Origin of the sequence: Nonomuraea salmonea (assembly GCF_042428605.1) — a bacterium.
Taxonomy (GTDB): Bacteria; Actinomycetota; Actinomycetes; order Streptosporangiales; family Streptosporangiaceae; genus Nonomuraea; species Nonomuraea salmonea.
The window spans coordinates 313,237-337,158 of the sequence record NZ_JBHMCF010000040.1; the positions used below are offsets into that span (position 1 = coordinate 313,237).

25 protein-coding genes, 1 tRNA gene and 1 pseudogene are annotated in these 23,922 nt (G+C 69.4%); 13 read left to right on the plus strand and 14 right to left on the minus strand.

Annotated elements, in window-relative coordinates; all coding sequences use genetic code 11:
- The first annotated feature begins 7 nt into the window (after positions 1–7).
- Positions 8–814, plus strand: a complete 807-nt coding sequence (locus ACFFR3_RS36535; RefSeq protein WP_345393295.1) for an SDR family NAD(P)-dependent oxidoreductase — start codon at positions 8–10, stop codon at positions 812–814.
- Positions 815–974: 160 nt separating this feature from the next.
- Here ACFFR3_RS36535 and ACFFR3_RS36540 read toward each other — a convergent pair whose 3' ends face one another.
- From ACFFR3_RS36540 to ACFFR3_RS36570, 7 genes are all read right to left on the minus strand, one after another.
- On the minus strand, positions 975–1,475 hold the full coding sequence (locus tag ACFFR3_RS36540) for an SRPBCC family protein (protein ID WP_379484621.1): 501 nt from the start codon (positions 1,473–1,475) through the stop codon (positions 975–977).
- Between the two features lie 65 nt (positions 1,476–1,540).
- Positions 1,541–2,176 (minus strand): SRPBCC domain-containing protein, encoded by a 636-nt coding sequence (locus ACFFR3_RS36545; protein WP_345393286.1) that lies wholly within the window; start codon positions 2,174–2,176, stop codon positions 1,541–1,543.
- Positions 2,177–2,274: 98 nt separating this feature from the next.
- A complete protein-coding gene (locus ACFFR3_RS36550) occupies positions 2,275–2,436 on the minus strand; it encodes a hypothetical protein (protein ID WP_345393283.1) in 162 nt (53 codons plus the stop codon).
- A 200-nt stretch (positions 2,437–2,636) separates the two neighbouring features.
- Positions 2,637–3,020 (minus strand): hypothetical protein, encoded by a 384-nt coding sequence (locus tag ACFFR3_RS36555; RefSeq protein WP_345393280.1) that lies wholly within the window; start codon positions 3,018–3,020, stop codon positions 2,637–2,639.
- Positions 3,021–3,099: 79 nt separating this feature from the next.
- The gene (locus ACFFR3_RS36560; RefSeq protein ID WP_379484622.1) at positions 3,100–3,225 is read right to left on the minus strand and encodes a hypothetical protein; all 126 of its coding nucleotides are present in this window, start codon (positions 3,223–3,225) and stop codon (positions 3,100–3,102) included.
- Positions 3,226–3,238: 13 nt separating this feature from the next.
- Complete coding sequence (locus ACFFR3_RS36565; protein ID WP_345393274.1) at positions 3,239–3,625, minus strand: peptidase inhibitor family I36 protein; 387 nt, start codon at positions 3,623–3,625, stop codon at positions 3,239–3,241.
- A gap of 659 nt (positions 3,626–4,284) precedes the next feature.
- On the minus strand, positions 4,285–4,512 hold the full coding sequence (locus ACFFR3_RS36570) for a hypothetical protein (RefSeq protein WP_364368625.1): 228 nt from the start codon (positions 4,510–4,512) through the stop codon (positions 4,285–4,287).
- 404 nt (positions 4,513–4,916) lie between these two features.
- On the opposite strand from ACFFR3_RS36570, the gene ACFFR3_RS36575 reads away from it, so the two are divergent.
- Entirely contained in the window at positions 4,917–5,111 is a 195-nt protein-coding gene (locus ACFFR3_RS36575; RefSeq protein WP_345393268.1) for a hypothetical protein, read from the plus strand.
- A gap of 33 nt (positions 5,112–5,144) precedes the next feature.
- Here the strand turns inward: ACFFR3_RS36575 and ACFFR3_RS36580 are convergent, their stop codons facing one another.
- Positions 5,145–6,107 (minus strand): hypothetical protein, encoded by a 963-nt coding sequence (locus ACFFR3_RS36580; RefSeq protein WP_345393265.1) that lies wholly within the window; start codon positions 6,105–6,107, stop codon positions 5,145–5,147.
- Here ACFFR3_RS36580 and ACFFR3_RS36585 point away from each other — a divergent pair.
- Positions 6,106–6,633, plus strand: a complete 528-nt coding sequence (locus ACFFR3_RS36585) for a hypothetical protein (protein ID WP_345393262.1) — start codon at positions 6,106–6,108, stop codon at positions 6,631–6,633. The two genes, ACFFR3_RS36580 and ACFFR3_RS36585, sit on opposite strands and share 2 nt — an antisense overlap.
- Before the next feature lie 547 nt (positions 6,634–7,180).
- Here the strand turns inward: ACFFR3_RS36585 and ACFFR3_RS36590 are convergent.
- Positions 7,181–8,686 (minus strand): ATP-binding protein, encoded by a 1,506-nt coding sequence (locus ACFFR3_RS36590; protein WP_379484623.1) that lies wholly within the window; start codon positions 8,684–8,686, stop codon positions 7,181–7,183.
- 814 nt (positions 8,687–9,500) lie between these two features.
- On the opposite strand from ACFFR3_RS36590, the gene ACFFR3_RS36595 reads away from it, so the two are divergent.
- The 5 genes from ACFFR3_RS36595 to ACFFR3_RS36615 all read left to right on the plus strand — a co-directional run bounded on the left by ACFFR3_RS36595 (position 9,501) and on the right by ACFFR3_RS36615 (position 12,492).
- Positions 9,501–9,815 carry a type II toxin-antitoxin system Phd/YefM family antitoxin gene (locus ACFFR3_RS36595; protein ID WP_364368633.1) on the plus strand — a complete coding sequence of 105 codons (315 nt, stop codon included), beginning with the start codon at positions 9,501–9,503 and terminating at the stop codon, positions 9,813–9,815.
- Between the two features lie 2 nt (positions 9,816–9,817).
- Positions 9,818–10,228 (plus strand): type II toxin-antitoxin system VapC family toxin, encoded by a 411-nt coding sequence (locus tag ACFFR3_RS36600; protein WP_364368636.1) that lies wholly within the window; start codon positions 9,818–9,820, stop codon positions 10,226–10,228.
- Between the two features lie 282 nt (positions 10,229–10,510).
- Complete coding sequence (locus tag ACFFR3_RS36605; RefSeq protein WP_345393251.1) at positions 10,511–10,975, plus strand: hypothetical protein; 465 nt, start codon at positions 10,511–10,513, stop codon at positions 10,973–10,975.
- Between the two features lie 123 nt (positions 10,976–11,098).
- A complete protein-coding gene (locus tag ACFFR3_RS36610) occupies positions 11,099–11,752 on the plus strand; it encodes a hypothetical protein (protein ID WP_345393248.1) in 654 nt (217 codons plus the stop codon).
- 236 nt (positions 11,753–11,988) lie between these two features.
- Complete coding sequence (locus ACFFR3_RS36615) at positions 11,989–12,492, plus strand: tyrosine-type recombinase/integrase (protein ID WP_364368940.1); 504 nt, start codon at positions 11,989–11,991, stop codon at positions 12,490–12,492.
- A gap of 56 nt (positions 12,493–12,548) precedes the next feature.
- Here ACFFR3_RS36615 and ACFFR3_RS36620 read toward each other — a convergent pair.
- The 3 genes from ACFFR3_RS36620 to ACFFR3_RS36630 all read right to left on the minus strand — a co-directional run bounded on the left by ACFFR3_RS36620 (position 12,549) and on the right by ACFFR3_RS36630 (position 13,504).
- Positions 12,549–12,624, minus strand: a tRNA-Ala gene (locus tag ACFFR3_RS36620).
- A 16-nt stretch (positions 12,625–12,640) separates the two neighbouring features.
- Complete coding sequence (locus ACFFR3_RS36625; protein WP_345393242.1) at positions 12,641–13,369, minus strand: HAD-IA family hydrolase; 729 nt, start codon at positions 13,367–13,369, stop codon at positions 12,641–12,643.
- Positions 13,370–13,384: 15 nt separating this feature from the next.
- Positions 13,385–13,504, minus strand: coding sequence for a DLW-39 family protein (locus ACFFR3_RS36630; protein WP_020542320.1), 120 nt, complete (start codon positions 13,502–13,504; stop codon positions 13,385–13,387).
- A 495-nt stretch (positions 13,505–13,999) separates the two neighbouring features.
- On the opposite strand from ACFFR3_RS36630, the gene ACFFR3_RS36635 reads away from it, so the two are divergent.
- Genes ACFFR3_RS36635 through ACFFR3_RS36645 form a run of 3 tightly spaced genes read left to right on the plus strand, consistent with a single transcriptional unit; the run spans position 14,000 to position 17,479 of the window.
- Entirely contained in the window at positions 14,000–14,212 is a 213-nt protein-coding gene (locus ACFFR3_RS36635) for a heavy-metal-associated domain-containing protein (protein WP_345393238.1), read from the plus strand.
- Positions 14,209–15,225, plus strand: coding sequence for a DUF8832 domain-containing protein (locus tag ACFFR3_RS36640; RefSeq protein ID WP_379484624.1), 1,017 nt, complete (start codon positions 14,209–14,211; stop codon positions 15,223–15,225). Before ACFFR3_RS36635 ends, ACFFR3_RS36640 begins: the two co-directional genes overlap by 4 nt.
- A 28-nt stretch (positions 15,226–15,253) precedes the next feature.
- A complete protein-coding gene (locus ACFFR3_RS36645) occupies positions 15,254–17,479 on the plus strand; it encodes a heavy metal translocating P-type ATPase (RefSeq protein ID WP_379484625.1) in 2,226 nt (741 codons plus the stop codon).
- 411 nt (positions 17,480–17,890) lie between these two features.
- On the opposite strand, the pseudogene ACFFR3_RS36650 reads toward ACFFR3_RS36645, so the two are convergent.
- A pseudogene (locus ACFFR3_RS36650) lies at positions 17,891–18,652 on the minus strand (MFS transporter); the annotation flags it as partial.
- Positions 18,653–18,717: 65 nt separating this feature from the next.
- Between ACFFR3_RS36650 and pdxR the strand changes: the two are divergent.
- Positions 18,718–20,109, plus strand: coding sequence for a MocR-like pyridoxine biosynthesis transcription factor PdxR (gene pdxR, locus ACFFR3_RS36655; RefSeq protein WP_379484657.1), 1,392 nt, complete (start codon positions 18,718–18,720; stop codon positions 20,107–20,109).
- On the opposite strand, the gene ACFFR3_RS36660 is transcribed toward pdxR, so the two are convergent.
- Entirely contained in the window at positions 20,068–20,583 is a 516-nt protein-coding gene (locus ACFFR3_RS36660) for a universal stress protein (RefSeq protein WP_364368646.1), read from the minus strand. The genes pdxR and ACFFR3_RS36660 overlap by 42 nt on opposite strands.
- 108 nt (positions 20,584–20,691) lie before the next feature.
- Here ACFFR3_RS36660 and ACFFR3_RS36665 point away from each other — a divergent pair, with 108 nt between their 5' ends.
- Entirely contained in the window at positions 20,692–23,898 is a 3,207-nt protein-coding gene (locus tag ACFFR3_RS36665; RefSeq protein WP_379484626.1) for an AfsR/SARP family transcriptional regulator, read from the plus strand.
- Positions 23,899–23,922: the final 24 nt, after the last annotated feature.

The window sequence follows — 23,922 nt, forward strand, 5'->3', positions numbered from 1 at the left end:
GGAAATCATGTCCAAGATCTGGTTCATCACCGGCGCCTCGCGCGGCTTCGGCCGCCTCTGGACGGAAGCCGCGCTGCGGCGCGGCGACCGGGTCGTCGCGACGGCCCGCGACGTCAGCGCGCTCGACCCGCTCGTACGCCGCTTCGGCGACGCCGTCCTGCCGCTGCCCCTCGACGTCACCGACAGGAAGGCGGTGTTCGAGGCCGTCGAGCGGGCCGTGGAGCGGTTCGGGCGGCTCGACGTCGTCGTCAACAACGCAGGTTACGGGCTCTTCGGCATGGTCGAGGAGCTCACCGAGGCCGAGCTGCGCGCCCAGATGGAGACGAACTTCTTCGGTACGGTCTGGGTCACCCAAGCGGTCCTGCCCGTGCTGCGAGCCCAGCGGTCCGGCCGGATCCTGCAGGTCACGAGCGAGGGCGGCGTACGCGCGTACCCCGGCATCGGCGCCTACCACGCCTCCAAGTGGGCGGTCGAGGGCCTGTCAGAGGCGCTCGCCCAGGAGGTCGCCGCGTTCGGCGTGTACGTGACCGCGGTCGAGCCCGGCCCGTACGCCACGGACTTCGCCGGCACCACCAGCATGCGCACCACCGACCGCCACCCCGACTACGCCGCCGTCCACGAGGCGACCGCCAAAGAATGGGTGCTCGGCGACCCGGCGGCGACCGCGGACGCGATCCTCCTGCTCGCCGACGCCGAGAAGCCGCCCCGGCGGCTCGTCCTCGGCAACACGCTCCCCGAGATCGAGGCCATCTACGCCGAGCGGCTGCGCGAGTGGCGGGAATGGGCGCCGGTCACGGAGGCCGCGTTCGGCTGAGGCGCGCCCTCAGGATCGGCCGGTATGCGCTTGGCTTGGGTGCTGCTCATCCTGTTAGTCGTGTGTACTCCCCAGACGCCCGAGGTGTCGTGGCGGTTGAGGCACACGCGCGCCGAGCAGCGGCCGATCCGTCGATGGTCGTCGTTGCTGATGGCGCAGATCAATCCTTACCGTCGCGGACGTCCTTCCCCTGTTCGGCGAACTCCTTGAAGTCCTGCATGTGCTGTTGCGACTGCTTGTGGAAGGCGCCTGGCATGACCAGCCCCATCAGCCGCATCAGCAGCCCGCTGAACCGGTATTCGCTCTCGCTCTCCCACAGCGTCGTCTCCGGACCGGCTTCGGTCAGCCGATCGCGCACCACGCTCCACATGCCCCCGCCGACGATCTCGCGGTCGAAGTGAACGACGATCCCTTCAGGGATCTCGTGGAGGTCCGCCGGCTCCCGACGAGTGATCGTTTCGACGCATTCCATCTGCCGCTGCCCCGACTGCATCACCACCCGCGACTTGGTGCCGAGCTGCCCGTGCACCCCGTTCAACGGCTCGTGCAGCACCAGTCCCCGCAGCCATTTCGGCGCATGTGCCGGGTCGGCGAGCAGCTGGGCCACCCGCTCCCGCGGCAGGGCGATCTCGATCGAGTTGGTGTACTTCACGACGCGCATTCCTTCCAGGTGTGGGCCGACATCCGTTTCACGCCCGCGGTGCAGGGCGTGCCGCAGCGGGAAGGTCAGGTCGGGTCGGGTGCGTAGAACTGGGTGGTGGCCTCGACTGCGGCCGCGACGTGCTCAGGTTCGCCCCCAGCCGCCAAGTGGGCCTCGCCCCAGGCCGCGGCGCTGCGCCGGACGAACTCGGGCGACTTCTCGACCGCCTCGTGATCGACGCTCTCACCACCGGCCAGCAGCCGGGCCAGAGCGAGGAGGCGCAGGTCCCAGCCGACGCCGCCGGCACCGGGGCCGTAGATCGGAAAGAGCGGCTCCTCCAGGACCGCTGCGTGGATCAGCTCGAACTCGGTGTCGCCGGCCGAACCCGACGCCAGGCGCACCTGCACCTCGCTCGTGCCGGGCCAGGCGTCGGCGTCGGGCCCGTAGAGCCAGGACACCTTCAGCAGACGCGGCGGCTCGCATCGGAGGATCTCGCCGTGCTCACCACCGTCCAGCTCGAACGTCCCGCCGAGCCGCAGGTCTCCAGTGACCGGCTGCAACCAGCGCTGCAGCCGCTCGGGGTTGGTCAGAGCATCCCAGACGTCGTCGATCGGCGCATCGTACCGACGCCGCAGCTCGATGGTGTACGCGTCACCGGCGGGCACGCTGCCCTTGCCCATCGCCCGCTGCGCGGCGGCCAGTTCATCCAGTACGTCTTTCACGTCAGGCTTCCTTCGCTGAGGTTTCCAGAGCATCGAGGCGTTGTCCCACAACCGGCCCAGCCGCGCTGGGTCGACGGTGTAGAACCGCGCGAGCGCCCTCAGCCCGTACCGACACGAACCCGCTGTGACGCGGCGGCCTGCGAGGGCCCGAGCTCGGCCCGGACCGCGTCCGTGATCGCGCCAGCGGTCTGCTCGGCGTCGGCGAGCACCTCCGGAATGCGCCGCTGTCGAGGATCACCCAGGACGTCGAACGCGTGCACGAGCCGGAAGCGTATCAGCTCCCGCTTATATAAGCCAGATCTGTTGTCTTGATGTCGCGTTCACCGCGTTCACCGCCTTCACCGCGTTCGGCATGCGAACGGGCTGAAGCGCACTCGTTCCAGCAGGGAAGCGTCGCACCGGGGTAGTCACCGGGCTCCGGCGATGATCGCGCGGGCAAGATGGCGGCGAGCGGGTCGGCTTAACGCAGCCCCTCAGCCCGCATGCACGCACTCCAGTCCTTGAAGACCTCGACGACCTTCGCATCCCGCTGCGCCTCACCGAAGGTCTGCGAAACGAGCTTGTTGAACAGCGTCGCGTCGACCTGCGGCGCTCCCTGCTCGATGCGCTCCCGCGCCTGCCGCAGACAGCCGCCGGTCTCGTCGTACGCGGCCTGCCGCTCCTCGTCCGACAGGCGTGCGGCGCGGGCGTGACCCGCCGCGGCTCGCCGGGCAACGGAGGGACGGTCGGGAGCGACGTGGTACCCGTACAGACGCGCTATCTCCGGCTCGGCGACACCGTAACGACGGCGATAGGGCGGTTCCGGGTCGCCTTCCACCACTGGCGGCAACGTCTCCCAGGTCAAGCTCCCCGCCCCGCATGCAGTCGCGGACGAGGAGGTCCCCGGCGGTGGCGAGGACCGAGAGGTCCGCCGGGGAGAGGTTCTACCGGTCGAAGGGCACGGACAGCTCGCGCGCCTCCACCCCGTGCTCCGGCACCGGGACGGGCGCCGAAGCTCCCGCCCCCGAACAGGCCGCCACCGTGACGAGCAGGACCACGCCCGCGGGCACCTGCCCGAGCACGCTACGGGCTGACCCGCTTCACGGAGCTCGTCCGGTTGTCGAAGCCGTTGTTCGTCAGGTCGCTGTCGGACGACCCCGGGGCGGCCGCGTAGCCGTACGAACCCGAGCAGTTCGCGCTGTCGTAGAACTGGATCCGGCCGGCCGACGGGTTCCTCATGGAGCTGGCCTTGTTGTTCAGCGAGGTCACGTTGGCGCAGGTGTTGTTGGAGGTGAAGAGGAACTCCTGCTCGGCGCCCGCGTAGTCGTCATGCTCGTACAGGCAGAAGCTGGACAGGCAGGAGCTGGCGAGCCGCTGAGCATCGGCCTGAGCCGCGGTGGCGCCCACTCCCATCAGGCTGCTCAGGGCCAGCGCCACGGCTCCGACCCTGCGCACCGTCGTTCTCTTCATGGACGACCTCATTTCGGCTGGGGGAAATTTCGCCATGATCATGACAGGAAATCCCAAAACCCACCACAGTTCAGCCGAACGACGACTACCAGCCAGCCTCCTTCCTCCCACCTTGCACCGCTCACCGCTCCCACCGCTTCCCCAGGGTTGCCGGATGTCAGACCCGACGTCGCCCCCGCCACAGATCGGGTCCCTCGGTGGCAGTATCGACGCGGTTGTCCATGATGACGGCGCCCTTGCCGAGGCGCCCGATGAACATGTCGATGTCATCAGCGTTGAAGCGCGCCGGCTGAGTGCTCTCGGATGAGATGCCATAAGCAGCCAGGACGTCGTCAATCTTGGTGGCGGAACACCACGTCAAGTCTTCGCCGGATGGCGGTTGCCTCCCTTATCGGGCCGCAGCGCTCACTGTCATCCGGCGATGCGGGCCGGAGACGTTCGTCCTCCAGCATGCCGCGAGGAACCCCGATCCGTCGGTCTCTCTCACTACGATCACCGCACGTTCGGCATGGCTTCTGCTTCCTCGCGGTATACCTATGCTCGTATGGCCGGGCCGAGGAAAGAACGTCTCCACACGGTCCTGTGGACGTCGGCTCGGCCGAGCTGGACGCTGGCGTTGATGTGCTCGCGCTGTGTGTTTTCCCCGTGTGATAGCGGTCTCAGAGTTTGTACAGCTTGTTGAACGGTGTAGTGATTCGTTCCTGCCGCGATCCGAAATCGACGAACACAGCGATCTCGTCTTCTACAGCGATGACGACGCCGAGACCATACCGATCATGGGTCACTTGATCGTTCATGCTGAACTGCTCGACAGGCGAGGCGGGGGGCGGGGGCTTGAAGGGACTTGTGGACAGGTGGCGACGGGGCGCGCCGCTGGTTGATTTCATCTCCACCAGTATGCGCGGCCTGTTAGAACGCTCGCGACGGGACATGGACATAATTCCAAAACGACCAAGGTGCGACTCTGGATCAGTATCCCGACCTGGGCCTTCGCACGTGGAGCGGGTGACGGGAATCGAACCCGCGCTGTCAGCTTGGGAACTGCAGGGATCTTGGCTCGTAGACGCGTTGACCTGGAGCTGAGGCCGGACGTGAGTGACCGTGGTCGACCCCTCGTCGCCGCCCTTATGGCACGCTAATGGCCCGGCCACCATGCACGCGACGGTGCCGACGGCCTACCTCCTGGTCCGCCCCCGTCCTCCTTGTAGCTGCCGGTCCCAGGACGGGCCCGCCGAGTCAAGGATCAGCGAAGCTGATCGCAAAGCGACGACGCACGCGCCCTTGACCGGAGGTGTTCAGCAGATTCTGGCTGACACACTGCGAATACATCATCGAGCGCCTCGACGGCTGGGACTACGACATCGGAAGCAACGAAATCAACCGCATCGTCGCCACCGGCGAGGCTGACCTCCTCGCCCTGCTCCGAGGTCGGGGTGTAGCGCCCGAACGGTTCACCTACCCCTGGGACGCCGACTTTCCGGCCTAACGCCTCGAAGTGGGCCCGCAAGCGTGCGCGTCCTCATACGGGTTGTTCCTCTTTCGAAACTACTGCTCGGCGCACCCGTACCGCCAGCAGAACCAGGACGATGGGGAGGAGCGTGACCAGGACCCATGTGATCGTGACGGGATCGGTCGCCTCGTCCGCAGACCGTGCGCACCCAAGTACGGGCATCCAGTTCATCATCAGGTCACGAACCACCAGGGGCACCAACGTCAGCCAGCCCACCACTCGGCCCAGCGGGCGGTGCCCGGTGAGTGCCAGCAGCGCCCAGAGCCCGAGGCCCAGCCCCAGCACGATCGGCTGCGGGATCAGAATCAGAACGGCTGCCGCGGGCCCTAGCAAGATCTCCTCCATACTGCCGAAGCAGCTGCCGTCCATCATCATGATCGAGTGCTCGGCTGACCCATCGGTGAGTGAGCTCCACACCATCGCTTGCGGAATGCTCACCAGCACCAGGGCGGCGCCCCACAAGACCAACGGCCACCGCCAGCGCAGCGGAAGAAGCTCACGCCGTCCCTTCTGATGGACGACGCGGCCGAGCACCGTCACCAGAACGGCCGTGGCGAAGCAGGCCACGGCGAGGAGCAGCAGGTCGTTGGCGTCCCAGGGCAGGAACCGCAATGCGCCGCCATAGGTACCGGACCTGAAGTCGACCGGTCCGCCGACAGCGGCCTGGGTCGTGAGATATTGCTGGATCTCCTCCTCGCTCGGCCCACCGAACCCGGTGAACGGCGGCAGAGCGGCGGCCACGGCGAGCAGAGCCAACAGCGCAGCGCCCAGCCGCAGCACCCACCGCCTGCGGCGCAGCACCACGACGGGCACCACCAGCAGCGCGGCCACGACCGCACCGACGACGACGTTCGCGGGCTTGGGCACCATGACCGCGGGTGCCAACGGCATCAGGATCGCCAGAGCGCATAAGGCAGGCACGGAGATTTTCGACGACACCAGCGATGCATCTATCGCTCGCGATGCGCTCATGTCAACCACATCTCGGGATGGAGCGCTACTCGCCCTCGACTCCGGCACCCCCGAACACCAGCAGGCCCACCACAAGTACGTCGAGACCCTGCGCGCCCACCGCAACCGCGACGGCGGCTTCTGGGTGGCCGCCACCGACCCCCTCGCCGCCGACCAGGCCCTCACCGGGACCGTCCCGCAGGAGTCCGTACGCACGGCGGTCCTCCTCAGCGACGGGGCATCCCGTCTCGTCGATCGCTTCCACCTCGCCACCTGGCGGCAGACCCTCGACCTGCTCGACCGAGAAGGACCGGAAGCCCTGATCAGCCGTGTACGCGCAGCCGAACACAGCGACCCCGCAGGATCCCGATGGCCGCGCGGCAAGACCCACGACGACGCCACCCTGGTCACACTCTCGCTTTCCCGATCGCCTGTACCCGCCGCTGTCCGGGACCGGCCCCCGGCCCAATGCCCGGACGGTGGACGGGCGGCGGACCGGAGATGCGTCGGCGCGCCGCACAGGTCCGACCACAGCCGTGGCCGCTGACCACGCGACAAGACCTACGACAGCGCGAGACCTCTGTACCCCTGGTTCCGAGCAATGAGCTCACGCAAGAGCCGAACCGCACCGCTCCGCGCATTGCGACCGGCCCACCCAGGGCGTAGGCGCAGCCTGCACCTTTCAAGAAGGACGTCTGAGCGGAGCGAAGGCCGACAAGGGATCGAGCCTTGGCTCGACTGGAAGCAGCGGCTGAGCCCCGTGCGCGAAGCGCCCAATCGCGATGACCTTGCGTGCCGGAGGCGCGCACCAGCAAGGCAGCCCGAGCGGAGCGAGGACCGCTCGGGGCGGGGTCCCAGAAGGCAACCATGACGTCTGGCAACGGGTGGGCGCGCGATGGCACACCTACCCGAAGCCTTGGATGGTGGAGCCTAGGAGATTCGAACTCCTGACTTCCTGCTTGCAAACGGGAAACGGTCACCCTGTAGAAAGGCCCCTGACCTGGTCAGGCGGCAGGCGCAGGCTGATGACATGTGCTCATGTGAGACGGCGTTGCTGTACATAGCCCCCCCCGGACGGCCCTTGGTGACCCCCATCAGCTCCCGTAGAGGGTAGGCAGGTCGACCAGAAGAAGGTCGTCGCGGCGGGCGGCCTGCTCGGTCAGGTCGGGGTAGAAGCCGTGCAGGGAGTACAGGGCCAGTGTGGTACCCGTGGTGTCGTACCCCTGATCGGTGAGGAGGCCGCGGATTCGCTCCAGGCGCTCCAGGTCGCCGGTCCCCTGGCGGGCGACGGTTGCCTTGGCCTCACCCAGGAGCGCAATCCTCGCCCGTGGGGCCTGCGGGCGCTCGCCCGCAGCCAGGGCGATGACATCGATCTCGTGCTTCGTACGGGCTGCGGGGTCGGCGACCTCGGTGGTGCCGACCGGACCCAGGAGCCCGCCGGGAAGCAGAATGTGGGCGTAGCGGCGGGTGAAGTCACGGGCGAGATCTTCGAAGTGCGGACCGAGGATCTTGGAGTTGAAGGTCGGGGAGGCCTGCTGCCACACCTGCTCGGCGAATCCCTGCTCCACTGCGGTGGCCTGTGGCATGGTGATCAGCTGGTTGAAGCGGATGACTGGGTCAGCGAGCGTGATGACCGGGTGCCGGACGCGCAGGACGTCCTGCTCGCGCCGGACGTAGCCGGTGGACTCCAGGACGCCCAGCGGGTGGGCGACGGCGTTGCGCGGGCGTTCGAGGGCCGCGCCGATCTTGCTGGGAGTGGTGGCACCCTGGGCGATCGCGGTGAGGATGTCGTAGTACAGGGTGTGCTGCGTGATCCGCGGATCCTCACGCAGCAGGTACTCGGTCTCGGTCCGCGAGTAAACTGCCCGGCCCGGGTCAAGCAGGGTGCGGGTGAGCCAGATGTCGAAGCCGTCGTCCGGGTGCGGCCGGGCCGCCACCGGCCGGTACCCGGGAGCCCCGCCGAGAACCGCGTGGACCTTCAGTGCGGTCAACAGGTCCTCGATCTGCCAGAAAGCCCGGCTGTCTCGGTAGTCGAAGGCCCCTAGACGCAGATCGACCACGGCACGGCCGCGCAGCGGCTTGGTACCCGAGAGCAGTTCGTGCATAACGCTCATCGCGGAACCGCACAGGATCAGCCGCGGTCCGGGGCCGGCGTCCGTCCGTGCACCGCGTTGGCGCTCGTCGTAGAGCTGCTGAAGCAGCCCTGGGATCTCAGGCGAGTGCTGAAGCAGATACGGCAACTCATCGATCACCAGAAGCGGATGCGGCGAACGAGCCGTCACATCAAGCGCGTTGGATAGAACATCACGCCAGTCGGTCAGACGCAGACTCCCCGGGCGCAGACCAGCATGGATGGCGACCGCATCGCTGAACCGTCGGATCGCCGGCAGCCGTCCCTCCTCCCGGACCGCCGTCACATACAAGCCGCCGACCTGCTCGGACAGCGCCTGCAAAAGGTAGGACTTCCCGTGCCGTCGACGCCCCGACACGATGCCGAGCCGCATCGCGGGATCCGGATCGGTAAGAAAGTCCGCCAGCAGACTCCACTCCCGGCCCCGGTCGACCACGTCGTCCGGCTTGCCGAGCGGGCTCTTCCTCATCCGACCTCCCACATGCCGACCACGACAGATTATGTCTAAGCTTACTTTGACGAAAACCGTCGCACTCCATATCACCGGACCGAACATCGACATCGCACTTACGCTGTGACCAGGGCGATTGCCAAGGAGCCTGAAAGGGTTCACTGCTTCCGGTCGGCACGTCGCGCTGAGAAAAGTCATCGCATCTCCGGCGCTCTGACCGGAAAATAGCCACCTGAGCCAGCGCGGGGCAGCGGACCCCGACGTAGGACGGCGAGTCGGGGTTGGTGCGATCGGTATGGTCAGCGGCTTGGGTCAAGATGACGGTGAGTCCGAGAGCTTCGAGCCGGCGGACGTGGTTGCGGATCTTCTTGCCGGTGTTCAGCCGGTTGAGGTGGTAGTCCCATCCCAGGTCGTGGCAGGTCGCACGTTCCCGCGAGGAGATGCCAGATGATGACCAGCAGCGAGCGGGCGACCGTGACGAGGGCCCGGAGCTTGCCGCGGCGTTTGACAATGTTCTGGTCCACCACGTCCGCAAGATGGCCTCAGAAGACTTCCTGAGGTCAGCGCCGACGTGCTGCTTGCCAACGGGAGCCGGTCACGCAGCGGAGAGGCTTCGGTCCTACTCAGGCATGTGCTGGAGGATGTCAGGGTGAGCCGCAGTGCGGCCCGGTTGCTGTACTTCTCTGCTGTACAGAGACCTCCGGGTGAACCCGGGAAGCGATCTCGCCCTCGCGCCCGGTCTCTCCCACCCGCCACGGCCCCTTCAGGCTTGATGATTATCCAGGCGTGCTACTAGATAGCACTGAATGGCACAACACTGTAGACTTCAGACGTGAGCACTCCTGCGTCTGACCGCTCCCATGAGATCTCTCAGCGCGACCTGCGCAATCGGTCAGCCGAGATCATGGATGGACTGGAACGTGGGGAGCGATACGCCGTTACCCGTAATGGCCATCACATCGGCGATCTGGTCCCGCTCCGCCGCCGGCGCCGGGCCGTTTCGCGTGCCGAGTTCGCCGCCGTGTCGCGTGGCATGCCACGACTGGACGACCGTAAATATCGCGAGGACATGGACCGCCACGTCAACGACGATCTCTACGATCCTTACGATCGCGCATACGGCAGACGCGAATCCGCAGAGGACTAGGGATGACCCACTCCCTAGGGCTGCTCGACACCAACATCCTCATCCTGCGCGCCGGCATCGATGCCGACGAGCTCCCTGATGAGATGATGATCAGTGCCATCACCACCGCAGAGCTCTCGGTCGGAGTCTTGGTGGCGACAGGGCCGCAGGAACTCGCCCAGCGAATGAAAATCCTGCAGACCGCCGAAGCCGAATTCGATCCCCTCCCTTTCGACGACACCGCAGCCCGCGAGTACGGCCAGTTGTGGACGGCCGTCATCGCCTCAGGACGCAAACCACGCCCCCGCACTGCAGATCTGATGATTGCCTGTGTGGCGATCGCGAACCGGCTCCCCCTCTACACCTGCAACCCCAAGGATTTCAAGGGTCTGGACCACCTGATTACGGTAGTTCCGGTCACTCGCCCCCAGTGAATTCCGCAGGGGCCTTGTGGCAGCTCTGCAAGATGGAAAGGCCACCTCCCGATCATGGGAGGTGGCCTTCGAAGTGCAGTGGAGCCTAGGAGATTCGAACTCCTGACTTCCTGCTTGCAAATCGGTCTGATCTTCGAGGACAGCAGTCTCGACCTGCGCAGAGCATGATCCGCGCGTGACCGTGATTGACCGCTGGTAGCCGCCCGTAATGGCACGCTAATGGCACGACGATCATGGCCATCGGCTTGGCTCCGACGGCATGCACTGGGGAAGGAAGAGACTATGAGCGGCCTTCTTCGCTCACTCACTGACGAGGTAAGACCCGAATACCGACTCTTCGCCGTCGCTAGCGTTGTCGACGGTCAGTTAGTGGGCTCGGCGGTCGATGGGGAGATGGATCCGCCGGACGACAGGATCGCAGCAGGCCACGATGGGCTGATCATCCAGACGGCATACTCCGACGGGTATGTGCATACGGTCCACAACCGGTTCGAGCGGTGGGACGGGCCGCCACCTGTGGATGACTGGGAAGAGCTGTGGACTGGCCAGCTCTCACTGAGATCCGAACTGATCGGTGTCGAAGCTTGGGCGGCTGGCTATCCGCACCACATGGAGTTCGACCTGGGCCAAGGCGGTAACACCTGGTCCATACAGGTGGCCACCAAGATCCTACGAACCGATCAAGAGCCCGGCTTCCCCAACGCAGTCGCTCGGATCGAGCTCTTCAAGATCCAGTTTTGGGCCTAAGATCCCGCCACAATGAGGGATCCCCGGTTGGACATGAGCATATGGCCCGCTGCGGTGCTCGAGGGTCGCGCACTCATGCAAGGATCATCATCCACTCTCATCAATGATCGAGAGGACCATCACGTGGATATCCGACGCCCCTCGACCGACGAGGTGTTCGGACACTATCAACGGCTGGTCGCGGAGCCAGAGTTGGATGTGGCGGCCTGCTGGGCGGTCGTGGTTCCCGACGACAGCCTGGGCTCTCTCCCCTTGCCTGAGGTGAGCGCGCGGCTGGGCGGAGGAACCAGCTATGAGCTGAGCGAAGTGGTGAAGCCACACTTCGTCAACCTCCCCTTGCGCCGCCAGGGCCCATGCGCGGTCGTGGACCGATCCGGTGCAGCGGTCGTCTTGTACGGGCTCGACCATCTCGGGTACTCGAGCGGAGCGCTCCGGCGGCTGGCGTCGAATGCCCGGGTCTACAGCGCCTGGTGGAACGTCAACTCCGTCAACTGCCTGTCCCTCACCGTGAACGGTGAAGTCCTTGTCTCAATCAACGGCCTGTTCCCGGGACGTCCTGAGGATCACCCGAACCTGTCGTCGTGGCCTGAACTGACGGCGATGAGCGAGTTCTTCCTCGACTACGTAGACGAAGACTTCATGGGGAGAGACGACAACTGGGACTGGAGGGCAGGTTTCCTGACGGCCATCGAGCTGGCCACAGGGGTGCGGCTCGACCGCCAGTGGCTGGATGTGGAACATCCCTATCTGGTGTTCTCGGGCCCCATCCCAGAGTGAGGTCATAAAGGAAGAGCAGGAGACGAGGCGTCGCCAGCAGATCATCGCGTCGGCGAGAGCGATGAACGCTGATCAACCACGCTGCTCGGTGAGCCAGGGTGAGGAACGAACCCTGGATCGTCGATCGCCCCCAAGCACGTACGGGGTCCAGCCATGCAGTGGCGATCGTAGGGCTGCATGTGTGCGGCGGCGCTGCAACCCCGGTCGGTGCGTTCGGTTGGTACGGCGGGGCCGGCGTGCGGTGCCCGGCCCGGTGTCCCGCCGCAGTCCGGGACCGGCCCCCAGGCCGCACGCCCGGACGGCGGGCGGGCGGAGGGCCGGGGGTACGGCGGCGCGCCGCGCCGCCGCTTGACGAGCACCTGGCGACGTACGTTGACCAGGCCGAAGACGCCTTCGTGTATCTCGGCAAGCGCGGGGCGTTCCTTCGAGGAAGCAACTTCCGCCGTGAGTCCAAGTGGGCTGACGCGCTCAAGGAGATGGGCGTACAAGGGCTGCACTTTCACGACCTGAGGCACACCGGCAACACCCTCGCCGCACAGTCAGGCGCGAGCCTCGCCGACCTGAAGGCGCGGATGGGGCACGACAGCGACCGGGCCGCACTCATCTACCAGCACGCGACCCGCGACGCCGACCAGGAGATCGCCGACGCGCTCAGCGCCCGTGTGGAGGCGGAGCGGAAGAAGGCGAAGAAGGATGACAGCGAAGACGGGGCGGCGGGAGCGCTGGTGCCCGCAAGCTAATGGCACGTTAATGGCACGAACACCCCGTCCCATGATCAATGACGGGGTGTCTTAGCTGGTGGAGCCTAGGAGATTCGAACTCCTGACTTCCTGCTTGCAAAGCAGGCGCTCTGCCAACTGAGCTAAGGCCCCTTACGACGAAGATAGCTTACCGGGCCGAGGAAGCCACCTGCGTCGTGCCGAGGTCATCGCTCAGCACCAACCCGGGGAAGTCCTGGATGGAGTCGAGGATGTGGGTGGCGCCGCCCTTGAGGAGGCGTTCGCGGCTGTGGACGCCGGTCATCACGCCGGCGACGATCGAGGCGCCGGCGCGCTTGGCGCAGAGCATGTCGCTCTCCGAGTCGCCCAGGACCGCGACCTGGCGGACGTCGTCGACGCCCAGCCGGAGCACCGCGTGCAGGACCATGTCGGGCCAGGGGCGGCCGCGGCCGCCGGCGTCTTCCGGGGAGATGGCGAGGTCGATCTTGTCGTGCCAGCCCAGGATGCCGAGGATGCGGCCGAGCGTGGTGCGGCTGAAGCCGGTGATGAGGGCGAGCTTGATGCCGTTGCCGCGGAGCTTGTCGAGGACCTCGAGGACTCCGGGCATGGGTTCGAGACCCGCCCGCTCGATCGCACCCTCGTAGGAGCGTTCGAATGTCAGGTTCGCCGCCTGGGCCTGCGCCTCGTTGCCGGGGAAGATGCCGCGGAACACGTCGATCTTCGGGCAGCCCCGGGACCGGTGTACGTGAACCATGGCTCGCGCGTACGCACCGGTCCCGGGCACTATGCCCTGAGTCGCGATCGCCTCTGCGAAGGCGCGCTCGACCATGGCGATGTCACCGACTGTGGTGCCTGCAAGGTCCAGGCACACCAGCTTGATGGGGACGATGTCACTCATCGCCTCGCCGGTCGGTTAGTTCTCGCTGCCGGTCGCCTCGGTCCAGAGATCGAGCTCTGCGCGGTCGGCCTGCACCTTACGCCAGATCAGCAACCCCCCAAGGGCGATCAGCGCCAGAACGAGCAGCTTCTTCACGGTGTGACCCCACTTCTTCGACGGCCTCACCTGCCGGGGTGAGACCCAACGGTTGACAAGCAGCCTAGCAAGCTATGGCTGCGGTCCCTGTGTTGTGCACGGACCAGATGGGTGGATTGTGCGAAGGACGGGCGTTCAATCCCTGGTGGGACCGCTATACCCGCCCTCCTGTGTACGGCATATCCGCCGAGGGCGTAGCCGGGGACGGTGACCGGGGGCGCTGGAGCGTCACTCCATACGTCCCGTCTGTCGTCGTCATCCCTGTTCATCCCCCGGAGTCATCCCTGTTCGTCCCCCAAACGGGCAACAGCTCGATCATGCCAAATCGGCGGCCCAGGTGCGCGGCCCAGTGGAGAGTTGACATACCCCCAGGGGGTACATTACCTTCAGGCCGAGACGCACTAACACGTCCCGAATGCCCTCTCGGGCATACCCTAGGGGGGTACGGTGTTAGACTCGAAGAAGAGCACGATGCGATACGAAGGAGACCACGCCATGAGCACCGCCACCTACACCGTCAACGGCATGACCTGCGGCCACTGCGTGAGCTCCGTCAAGGAGGAGGTCGGCGAGGTCCCGGGCGTGGCCGGCGTCGAGGTCGACCTGGCCACGGGCCTGCTGACGGTCACCAGCGACGAGCCCGTCGGGCGTGACCTGATCGCCTCCGCCGTGAAGGACGCCGGCTACGAGCTGGTCGATCGCTCATGAACACCGCAGCCAAGCTGGGCTCGTACGCGCTGGGGCTGGCCGTCGTCTTCGGCGGCGCCCTGGGCGCGGGCAAGCTGACGGCCCCCGACCCCACGTCGGCCGCCGCGAAAACGGCCGACGATCAAAGAAGCGCGGGCCAAGGCCGGACGAGCGGCGAAAGCGCCGGTCATGGGCACGCGTCCGACAAGGCCACCGGACCTGAGCAGTTAAGCGACGAGCAGCCGGCCCAAGAGCAAGAGCAAGAGCACGCCGACGATCACACCACCCCCCAGCAGCAGACGGCCACCGATACCCCCGGGGGGCTCCAAGTGTCGCAGGACGGCTACACACTCAACCTCATCGACTCCGTCTCCACCGAGTCCGCCGAGGACTTCACGTTCACGGTCATCGGCCCCGACGGCTCCCCCGTCAAGGACTATGAGGTGGAGCACGACAAGAAGCTGCACTTCATCGTCGCCTCCCGCGACCTGACGAGCTTCCAGCACCTCCACCCCGAGCTGTTCCCCGACGGCACCTGGTCGGTACGCCTCAAGGCCCCGAAGCCGGGCCCGTACCGCGCGTTCGCCGACTTCGTCCCCACGGGCGGCGAGAAGCTGACGCTGGGCGCGGACCTGATGGCCGGCGGCGACTACCGCCCCGACCCACTGCCTGAGGTGAGCCGTACGGCGGAGGTCGACGGCTACACGGTCAGCCTGGACGGCAACTTGGCGCCGGGCAAGACGACCAAGCTCACGCTGACGGTCAGCAAGGACGGCAAGCCGGTCGACGACCTGGAGCCCTACCTGGGCGCGTACGGTCATCTGGTGGCGCTGCGCGCGGGCGACCTCGCCTACCTGCACGTGCACCCGGAGGAGAGCGACACGGCGGGCCCCGGCATCACGTTCTACGCCGAAGCTCCCAGCCGGGGCGACTACCGTCTGTTCCTGGACTTCAAGCACAAGGGCGAGGTCCGTACGGCGAGCTTCACGGCACAGGCCGACCCGGACGCCCACGCAGCCGACCACACGCACTGACGGACGCGAGGAAGGAGAGGTGACGACGATGTCTTCCCTCACCGAAGGCTCTTCCCTCACCGAAGGCAAGGCCGTCGAGCTCACGATCGGTGGCATGACGTGCGCGTCCTGCGCCAACCGCATCGAGCGCAAGCTCAACAAGCTGGACGGCGTGACGGCGACGGTCAACTACGCGACGGAGAAGGCGAAGGTCACCTTTCCCACCGGCGTGGACCCGCAGCTGCTGATCGCCGAGGTGGAGAAGGCGGGCTACACGGCCGAGCTGCCGCCCCCGCCCAGCCCGGTGCAGGAGGAGAAGCCCGGGAAGAAGGAGCGCGACCCGCTCCGCGACCGGCTGGTCACGGCGATCGTGCTCTCGGTCCCGGTGGTCGCGATGGCGATGGTCCCGGCGCTGCAGTTCCAGTACTGGCAGTGGTTGTCGCTGACGCTGGCGGCGCCGGTGGTGGTGTACGCGGGCTGGCCGTTCCACAAGGCCGCCTGGACGAACCTGCGCCACGGCGCGGCCACCATGGACACGCTGGTCTCTCTCGGCACGCTGGCGGCGCTGGGCTGGTCGGTGTGGGCGCTGTTCTTCGGCACGGCGGGCGTGCCCGGCATGACGCACCCGTTCGAGCTGACGATCGGCCGTACGGACGGCTCGGGCAACATCTACCTGGAGACGGCGGCGGCGGTGACCGCGTTCATCCTGGCCGGTCGCTTCTTCGAGGCGCGCTCGAAGCGGCGGGCGGGCGCCGCGCTGCGGGCGTTGATGGAGCTGGGTGCCAAGGACGTCGAGCTGGTGGACGGGCGTCGCGTGCCGGTCGAGCAGCTGAAGGCCGGCGACACGTTCGTGGTCAGGCCGGGGGAGAAGATCGCGACGGACGGCGTGGTCGAGGAGGGCACCTCGGCCGTGGACGCCTCGATGCTGACGGGCGAGTCGGTGCCGGTCGAGGTCAGGCCGGGCGACCCGGTGACGGGGGCGACGGTCAACGCGGGCGGCCGGCTGGTCGTCAGGGCCACGCGGGTGGGCGCGGACACGCAGCTCGCGCAGATGGCCAAGCTGGTGGAGGAGGCGCAGACCGGCAAGGCGCAGGTGCAGCGGCTGGCCGACCGCATCTCGGGCGTCTTCGTCCCGGTGGTGATCGCGCTCGCGGTCGGCACGCTCGGCTACTGGCTGGGCACGGGTGAGGGCGCGGCGGCGGCGTTCACGGCGGCGGTGGCGGTGCTGATCATCGCCTGCCCCTGCGCGCTGGGGCTGGCCACGCCGACGGCGCTGCTGGTCGGTACGGGCCGCGGCGCCCAGCTGGGCATCCTGATCAAGGGCCCCGAGGTGCTGGAGTCGACGCGCGGGATTGACACGATCGTCCTCGACAAGACCGGCACGGTCACCGAGGGCAAGATGACGCTGACCGCGGTCCACCTGGCCGAGGGCGAGAACCGCGACGAAGTCCTGCGGCTGGCGGGAGCGCTTGAGCACGCCTCCGAGCACCCGATCGCGCGGGCCATCGCCCGCGAGGCCGCCTCCACGGCGACGGTCGAGGACTTCACGAACGTCGAGGGCCTCGGCGTCCAGGGTGTCGTGGACGGGCACGCCGTGCTGGTGGGCCGGCCGCGGCTGCTGGAGGAGTGGTCGCAGCACCTGCCGGAGAGCCTGGTCGAGGCCATGGAGGACGAGCAGGCCAAGGGCCGTACGGCGGTGGCGGTCGGCTGGGACGGCAAGGCCCGCGCTGTGCTGGTCGTGGCCGACGTGATCAAGCCGACGAGCAAGGAGGCCATCGCCCAGCTCAAGGCGCTGGGGCTGACCCCGGTGCTGCTGACCGGCGACAACGAGGCCGTGGCGCGCACGGTCGCGGACGAGGTGGGCATCGACGAGGTCATCGCCGGCGTGCTGCCCGCGGGCAAGGTGGACGTGGTCAAGCGGCTGCAGTCCGAGGGCAAGGTCGTGGCGATGGCGGGCGACGGCGTCAACGACGCCGCCGCGCTGGCCCAGGCCGACCTGGGGCTGGCCATGGGCACGGGCACGGACGCCGCGATCGAGGCCGGTGACCTGACGCTCGTACGCGGCGACCTGCGGGTGGCGCCCGACGCCATCAGGCTGGCCAGGCGGACGCTAGCAACGATCAAGGGCAACCTGTTCTGGGCCTTCGCCTACAACGTGGCCGCCCTGCCGCTGGCCGCGCTGGGCCTGCTCAACCCGATGATCGCGGGTGCGGCCATGGCGTTCTCCAGCGTCTTCGTGGTCAGCAACAGCCTGCGGCTGCGCCGCTTCTCGTGACAGCGACCATCTGACGGCCGGCGCCATAGCGGTGCCGGCCGTCACGAATGCGGCGCCGACCAGCAGCCAGCCGAGGGTGCCGCCGCCGATCACGAGCGTGGTGAGCACGACGGGCCCGAGCATGCGGGCCACGGCCACGCCGGTGCCGAAGAACGCCTGGTACTGGCCCTGCCGGTCGTCGGGGGCGAGCCCGAAGCCGATCTCCCAGGAGCCGGCCGCCAGCCACAGCTCGGCGACGAGCTGCAGGACGGCCGCCACGAGCAGGAACGCCCACCACGACGGGCTGAGCGCGAACACCGCGCAGGCCGCGAACATCGTCAGCCCCGCCCGCCGCACCGCCCCTGACGCGTCGCGCAGCCCCTTGACCCGGCGGGCCACCCTGACCTGGCAGAGCAGCACGCCGCCGGTGTTGATCAGCAGCAGGACCGAGACGACCCAGGTGGGTGCGTCGGTACGGGCGGCGATCCACAGCGGCACGACCACGCTGAGCAGCGGCATGTAGAAGAGCATCACGGCGTTGATCAGCGTGACGAGCGCGTAGGGCCGGTCTCTGAGCACGGCCAGGCGGGGGCCGGCCGGGGCGGGCGCGGGGCGTACGGACGGCAGGCGGAGCAGCAGGGCGGCGGCGAGCAGGAAGGTCACGGCATCGAGCCCGAGCACCACGAGATAGCCCTCCCGGGTGCCGGCGTGCAGGGCGATGCCGCCGATGGCGGCGCCGAGCGCCAGGCCGCCGTTGAGCGTGGCCTGCAGGGTGGCGCGGACGACGGTCCGTTCGGCGGGCGGGATCAGGGCCGCGAGCAGCGCCTGGCGAGCCGCCGACAGCCCGGTCTGCGCGGTGCCGTACAGGCAGGCGGCCAGCACGAACAGCGGGAACGTGCGTACGAGCAGGAACGACGCGACGGCCACGGCGGTCGCGAAGGCGAGCAGCACGGCGACGCCGCGCGGGCCGCGCCGGTCGGCCAGGTGTCCGAGCGGTACGCCGGCCACCATGCCGACCGCCCAGCCGAGGGTCAGGCCGAGGCCGATCTCGGTCGCCGAGAGCCCGACGACGGTGGAGAAGTAGAACACCGAGGTGACGAGGTAGACGCCGTCACCGATGGAGTTCGCCAGCTGCGCATGTGCCAGGATCCGCCGAAATTTCATGATGTACGCCCCTCTGAACGATGCCTCCATCTTCGATCCCGACTTGTCCCGAGATAAGCTCCAATTTCCGGCAATCTGATGGGGCCAAGTTGGACGTGCACATCAGCCTCGACGGCCGCCGTGACCTGGCCGCACAGGTCTACCGGCAGCTCCTCGACGCCATACTCGACGGCCGGCTCAGATCCGGCGAACGCCTCCCCCCGACCAGGGAGCTGGCCAGACGCCTGGAGATCTCCAGGAACACCGTCGCCCTCGCCTACGACCGGCTGGTCGCGGACGGGTTCCTGGTGGGCAGGGCGGGCGCGGGCACATTCGTGTCGGCGGAGCAGGTCAGGGGGCGGGCCGCGCCCAAGGGCGTCGTCCGTCCGCGTACGGTCTGGCAGGACCTGCCGCTCCCCCCGGCCCCGTCCCCCGCCGCCCGCTACGACTTCCGCGTCGGCGTCCCCGACGCCCGCCTGTTCCCCATGGAGACCTGGCGCCGCCTGGTGGCCCGCGAGCTGCGGGTGAGCGCCGCCGGCTACGCCGACCCTGCGGGGCACGAGCCGCTGCGCGCGGCCGTCTCCCGGCACATCGGCCTCAGCCGCAGCGTCCACGCGGGCCCCGAGGACGTGCTCGTCACGAACGGCGCCCAGCAGGCACTCGACCTCATCGGCCGGGTCCTCATCGAGCCGGGCACCGTCGTGGCCGTCGAGGAGCCCGGCTACCCGCCGGCCCGCCTGCTGTTCCGCACGCTCGGCGCCAGGGTGGTCGGCATCCCCGTGGACGGCGAGGGCATCGACGTCACCGCCCTCCCGCACCAGGCCCGCATCGTCTACGTCACCCCGTCGCACCAGTTCCCGCTCGGCACCCCCATGTCGCTGGCCCGCCGCGCCGCCCTGCTGGCCTGGGCGGAGCGCCGCCGCGCGGTGATCATCGAGGACGACTACGACAGCGAGTTCCGCTTCGGCGACCGCCCGCTCGAACCCCTCCAGAGCCTCGACAGGGCCGGCCGGGTCATCTACGTGGGCTCGTTCTCCAAGACCCTGCTGCCCATGCTCAGGCTCGGCTTCCTCGTCGCGCCCGCCTCGCTCGCGCCGGCGCTGCGCGCGGCCAGGCAGCTCACGGACTGGCACGGCGCGCTGCCCACGCAGGCCGCGCTGGCCCGCTTCATCGACGAGGGCCTGCTGTCGCGGCACATCAGGAAGGCCACCCGCGAGTACGCCGCCAGGCACGCCATGATCGCCGAGGCCCTCGGCGCGGACGAGCGGCTGCTGCCGGTGCCGTCCACCGCGGGGCTGCACCTGTGTGCCCGCCTCGCCCCCGGCGTGACCATCGAGCACGGGGACGGGCTGGCGGTGGAGTCGCTGGAGGCGTACTGCGGGGAGCGCCCCGCGCAGCGCGGCCTGGTGCTCGGCTACGGCGCGATCAGGACCGACGCCGTGGCCGCCGGCCTGCGGCTGCTCAGGTCACGGATGTCGGCGGGTCCAGCGGCGGTGGCGCTCTCCTGACATCTCCGGGTCGTCGGGCGGCGCGGGCTGCTGCACGATCACCACCGTCGTCCGCGCGTGACGGGCGCAGTACATGCTGGTCGAGGGCAGGAAGATGCGGCTGAGCAGGCCCCGCCGCCCCCGCCCGAGCACCAGCAGGTCACCCTCGCGGGCCAGGTCGACGAGATGGTAGCCGGGGTCGCCGACCCGTCCGACCGTCGCGATCGTGAGATCGTCCGGTACGCCGCCCGCGACCTCCTCGAACACGGCCGTGATCACCTCGGAGCAGCGCGCCTCCTCACCCTGACGCACCGCGTGCTGCACGGGCAGCGCCTCGGGGAAGGGATGGACGGGCGCGCGGCTGACGTGCACGGCCACCAGAGCCATCCGGTGCAGCCTGGCCGCCCCGATGGCCCAGGCCAGAGCCCAACGCGCGGCCGGGGACTCGTCGACTCCCACGATCAGCCGCGCACCGCCGGGCAGTTCCTGTTCCACGGTGCCTCCTGTCGAAGTACGACCATAGTGCGCCTACCCACCGGTTACCGGGAGGTGGCACTTTGGGAACTCTGGAGTCCCCGGTGAAAGCGGGCGTAGCATGCGGGGGTGGAACGAGGGTGGGTACACCCGCGCCCCGCGCTCGACCAGCGGCTCGACGGGGCCCTCACACACCGGCTGACCGCGCTCGTCGCGACCGCGGGCTACGGCAAGTCCACCGCGCTGGCGGGCTGGAGCCAGGCCGTGGGCGCCGTGCTGCACCGGCTCGGTCCGGCCGACCGCGAGCTGCCCGCCCTGGCGGGAGCCGTCGCCGCCGAGGTGTCGCGGCGCGTTCCCGAGCTGCCCGCCGACCTGGTGACCGCGGCGGGCGCGCCGCTCGGTCCCGGAGCGGACGAGACATCGAGGGCCGCCGCGCTGGCGGGCGCGCTGGCCGAGGCGCTGGCCGGACGGCTGCGGCGGGGGCTGGTCGTGGTGTTCGACGGGGTGGAGGCGATCGCTGGCGCGCCCGGCCCCGTACGGTACGTCGAGACGCTCGTCAGGGCCGCGCCCCGGCACCTGCACCTGGTGATGGCCGCGCGGGCGCCGCTGCCGTTCCCCACCGCGCGGCTCCGGCAGGACCACGAGGTGCTCGACCTCGACGCGACCGACCTGGCGCTGACCCCGGAGGAGACCGAGGCGTGGGCCCGGGCCGTGCTGGGGGAGCCGGGCGGGGAGGTCGCCGCCGAGCTGCACCGCACCTGCGGCGGCTGGCCGGCCGCCGTGCGGGCCGCGCTCGACACGCTGGCCAGGACCGACGGCTCCGCCTGGCGCTCCACGGTGGCCGGGCTCGCCGCCAACTCCGCCACGCTCGAACGGCTCACGCTGGCCGCGTACGAGGACCTGCCCGCGGCCATGCGCGAGCTGCTGCGGGCCGCGACCGTGCTGCCGATGCTGACCGACGGCCTGGCCGCGACGCTCGGCGCCCCGCCCGACACGCTGGGCGCGCTGGCCGGGCGCGGCCTGTTCCTCGAGACCGCCCAGGACGGCCACCGGCTCACCTCGACCGGCGGCCACGTGCTGGCCAAGCACGCCCCGCTCGACCGGCACGAGGCCCACGACGTGGCCGCCGTGGCCGCCCGCTGGTACGTCGAGCACGATCGTCCCGAGCTGGCCCTGCGCGCCGCCGTCGCGACCGCGCACGCCGAGCTGGCCGCCGCGCTGCTCGACGCGCACGGGCCGCGGCTGGCCGAGCGCGGTGACGTACCGGCCGCACTTGAGTTGCTGCCCGGGTCGGCGCGCGACGCTCCCCCGATGCTCAAGCTGGCCGGCCTCGCCGAGCAGAACCGCGGCCACTGGACGCGCGCCCGCGAGCTGCTCGCGCGGGCCGCCGCGGGCCCCGCGTTCGACGCGCACGTGGCCAGGCGGCTGGCCTTCATCGACCACATGCGCGGCGCGCTCGACTCCGCACTCGCCATGTACGAGCGCGGCCACGCCCACGGCCGCCCGCCCGCCGACGCCGCCATGTGCGCCGCCTCCATGGCGTCGGTGCACTGGCTGAAGGGCGACCGCGCGGCCTGCGCCGAGCTCGCCGACAAGGCACTCGAACAGGCCAGGAGCGCCGGCGACGCGGCCGCGCTGGCGATGGCCAACACGGTGCTGGCCATGCTCGCCGCGCTCGACGGCGACCGCCGCGCCAACGACGCCTATTACCTGCGGGCGCTGGCCTACGCCGAGCGGGCCGGCGACGCCGGCGACATGGTGCAGCTCATCCGCATCCACGCCAACCGGGCCTCCCGGCATCTGGACGAGGCGGCGTACGCGGAGGCGCTGGCCGAGACGGAGATCGCCGGCCGGCTGTCGGACCTGGTGGCCTTCGCCCCCTTCGCCGCCCTCAACGTCTCCAACCGCGCCAAGGCCCTCATCGGCCTCGGCCGCCTGGAGGAGGCCGCCACCGAGGCCGCCGACGCGGTCGCCCGCTGGGAGGCGATGGGCTCGACGCTGACCGGCGCCGGCCTGACCCAGCTCGCCGCCGTGCACGCGCTGCGCGGCGACAGGACCGCGGCGATCGCGCTCTACCGGCGAGTCATCGCCGAGTCCGAGCCGTCGGGCGAGGTGCAGGCGCTCTCGCAGGCGCTCAACGGCCTGGCCGAGCTGCTCGCCGACGACGACCCCGACGAGGCTCGCCGGGTGGCCGCGCGGGCGCTGGAACACGCCGACGGCATCGCGGGCGTGCCCGCGCGGATCGCCGCCGCCCGGGTGGCGCTGTCCGGCGGGCGGCGCGAGGACGTCAGGGCGCTGCTCGACGCGTCCGAGCCGATCGCCGTCGAGCGCCGCGACCACGCCGCGCACGCCGCGATCGCCGAGCTGCGCGCCGAGCTGGACGCCGACCTCGCGCAGGCCGAGGCGGCGGTGCTGCGCTGGTCGGCGCTCGGCGACCCCGTCGGCCTGGCCAGGGCCGAGCTGGTCAGGGCCGCGCTCGCCGACCCCGCGACCGGGGCGGAGGTGGCCGTCGCGGTACGCGAGCGCATGCACGCCATCGGCTGCCGGGCACTCGACGACCGCATCGACGCGCTGGTCACCCGCGCCGCTCCCCCGCGCGCCGCCAAGATCGTCATCGAGACGATGGGAACGTTCCGCGTGCTGCGCGGGGCGGCGCCGATCCCGCGTACGGCGTGGCAGTCGCGCAAGGCGCGTGACCTGCTGAAGATCCTGGTCAGCCGCAGGGGGAGCGGCGTCAGCAGGGAGCGGCTGGTCGAGATCCTGTGGCCCGGGCAGGAGGGCGAGGCGGTCGGGCTGCGGCGGCTGAACGTCATGGTGTCCACGCTGCGGTCGGTGCTCGATCCTGGGCGGGAGTGGCCGCCCGACGAGATCGTGGTCTCGGACGAGGGCGCGTTGCGGCTGGAGTCGGCCCACGTCGACGTCGATGTCGAGAAATTTCTGGATCTGGTGGGGCAGGCCGTTCGGCTCGACCAGGCCGGACGTACGAGCGAGGCCCTCGAACGCTGGGCGGCGGCCGAGACCGCGTACGGCGGGGACTTCTGCGAGGAGGACCCCTACGCCGACTGGGCCGTCGGGCTGCGCGAGCAGGCGCGGCTCGCGTACGTGCAGGCCGCCGCCAGGCTCGCCGAGGCGCGCGCCGCCGAGCACCGCCACGACGAGGCCGCCCGCTACTGGCTGCGGCTGCTCGAACGCGACCGCTACGACGAGCGCGCCCACCTCGGCCTGGTCCGCGTCCTCGACCGGGCGGGCCGCCGCGGCGACGCCCGCCGCCGCTACCGCCTCTACGCCGAGCTGATGCGCGAGCTGGAGGTCGAGCCCGCGCCCTACCCGGCCTGACGACCTGAACCAGACCTGAACCTG

Coding starts and splice junctions, on each gene's coding strand:
- ACFFR3_RS36645 (WP_379484625.1), top strand. CDS start 15,254: ATGTCTTCCCTCACCGAAGGCTCTTCCCTCACCGAAGGCAAGGCCGTC.
- ACFFR3_RS36635 (WP_345393238.1), top strand. CDS start 14,000: ATGAGCACCGCCACCTACACCGTCAACGGCATGACCTGCGGCCACTGC.
- ACFFR3_RS36625 (WP_345393242.1), bottom strand. CDS start 13,369: ATGAGTGACATCGTCCCCATCAAGCTGGTGTGCCTGGACCTTGCAGGC.
- ACFFR3_RS36600 (WP_364368636.1), top strand. CDS start 9,818: ATGACCCACTCCCTAGGGCTGCTCGACACCAACATCCTCATCCTGCGC.
- ACFFR3_RS36590 (WP_379484623.1), bottom strand. CDS start 8,686: ATGAGGAAGAGCCCGCTCGGCAAGCCGGACGACGTGGTCGACCGGGGC.
- ACFFR3_RS36640 (WP_379484624.1), top strand. CDS start 14,209: ATGAACACCGCAGCCAAGCTGGGCTCGTACGCGCTGGGGCTGGCCGTC.
- ACFFR3_RS36585 (WP_345393262.1), top strand. CDS start 6,106: ATGTCAACCACATCTCGGGATGGAGCGCTACTCGCCCTCGACTCCGGC.
- ACFFR3_RS36605 (WP_345393251.1), top strand. CDS start 10,511: ATGAGCGGCCTTCTTCGCTCACTCACTGACGAGGTAAGACCCGAATAC.
- ACFFR3_RS36535 (WP_345393295.1), top strand. CDS start 8: ATGTCCAAGATCTGGTTCATCACCGGCGCCTCGCGCGGCTTCGGCCGC.
- ACFFR3_RS36580 (WP_345393265.1), bottom strand. CDS start 6,107: ATGAGCGCATCGCGAGCGATAGATGCATCGCTGGTGTCGTCGAAAATC.
- ACFFR3_RS36570 (WP_364368625.1), bottom strand. CDS start 4,512: ATGAAATCAACCAGCGGCGCGCCCCGTCGCCACCTGTCCACAAGTCCC.
- ACFFR3_RS36540 (WP_379484621.1), bottom strand. CDS start 1,475: ATGCGCGTCGTGAAGTACACCAACTCGATCGAGATCGCCCTGCCGCGG.
- ACFFR3_RS36565 (WP_345393274.1), bottom strand. CDS start 3,625: ATGAAGAGAACGACGGTGCGCAGGGTCGGAGCCGTGGCGCTGGCCCTG.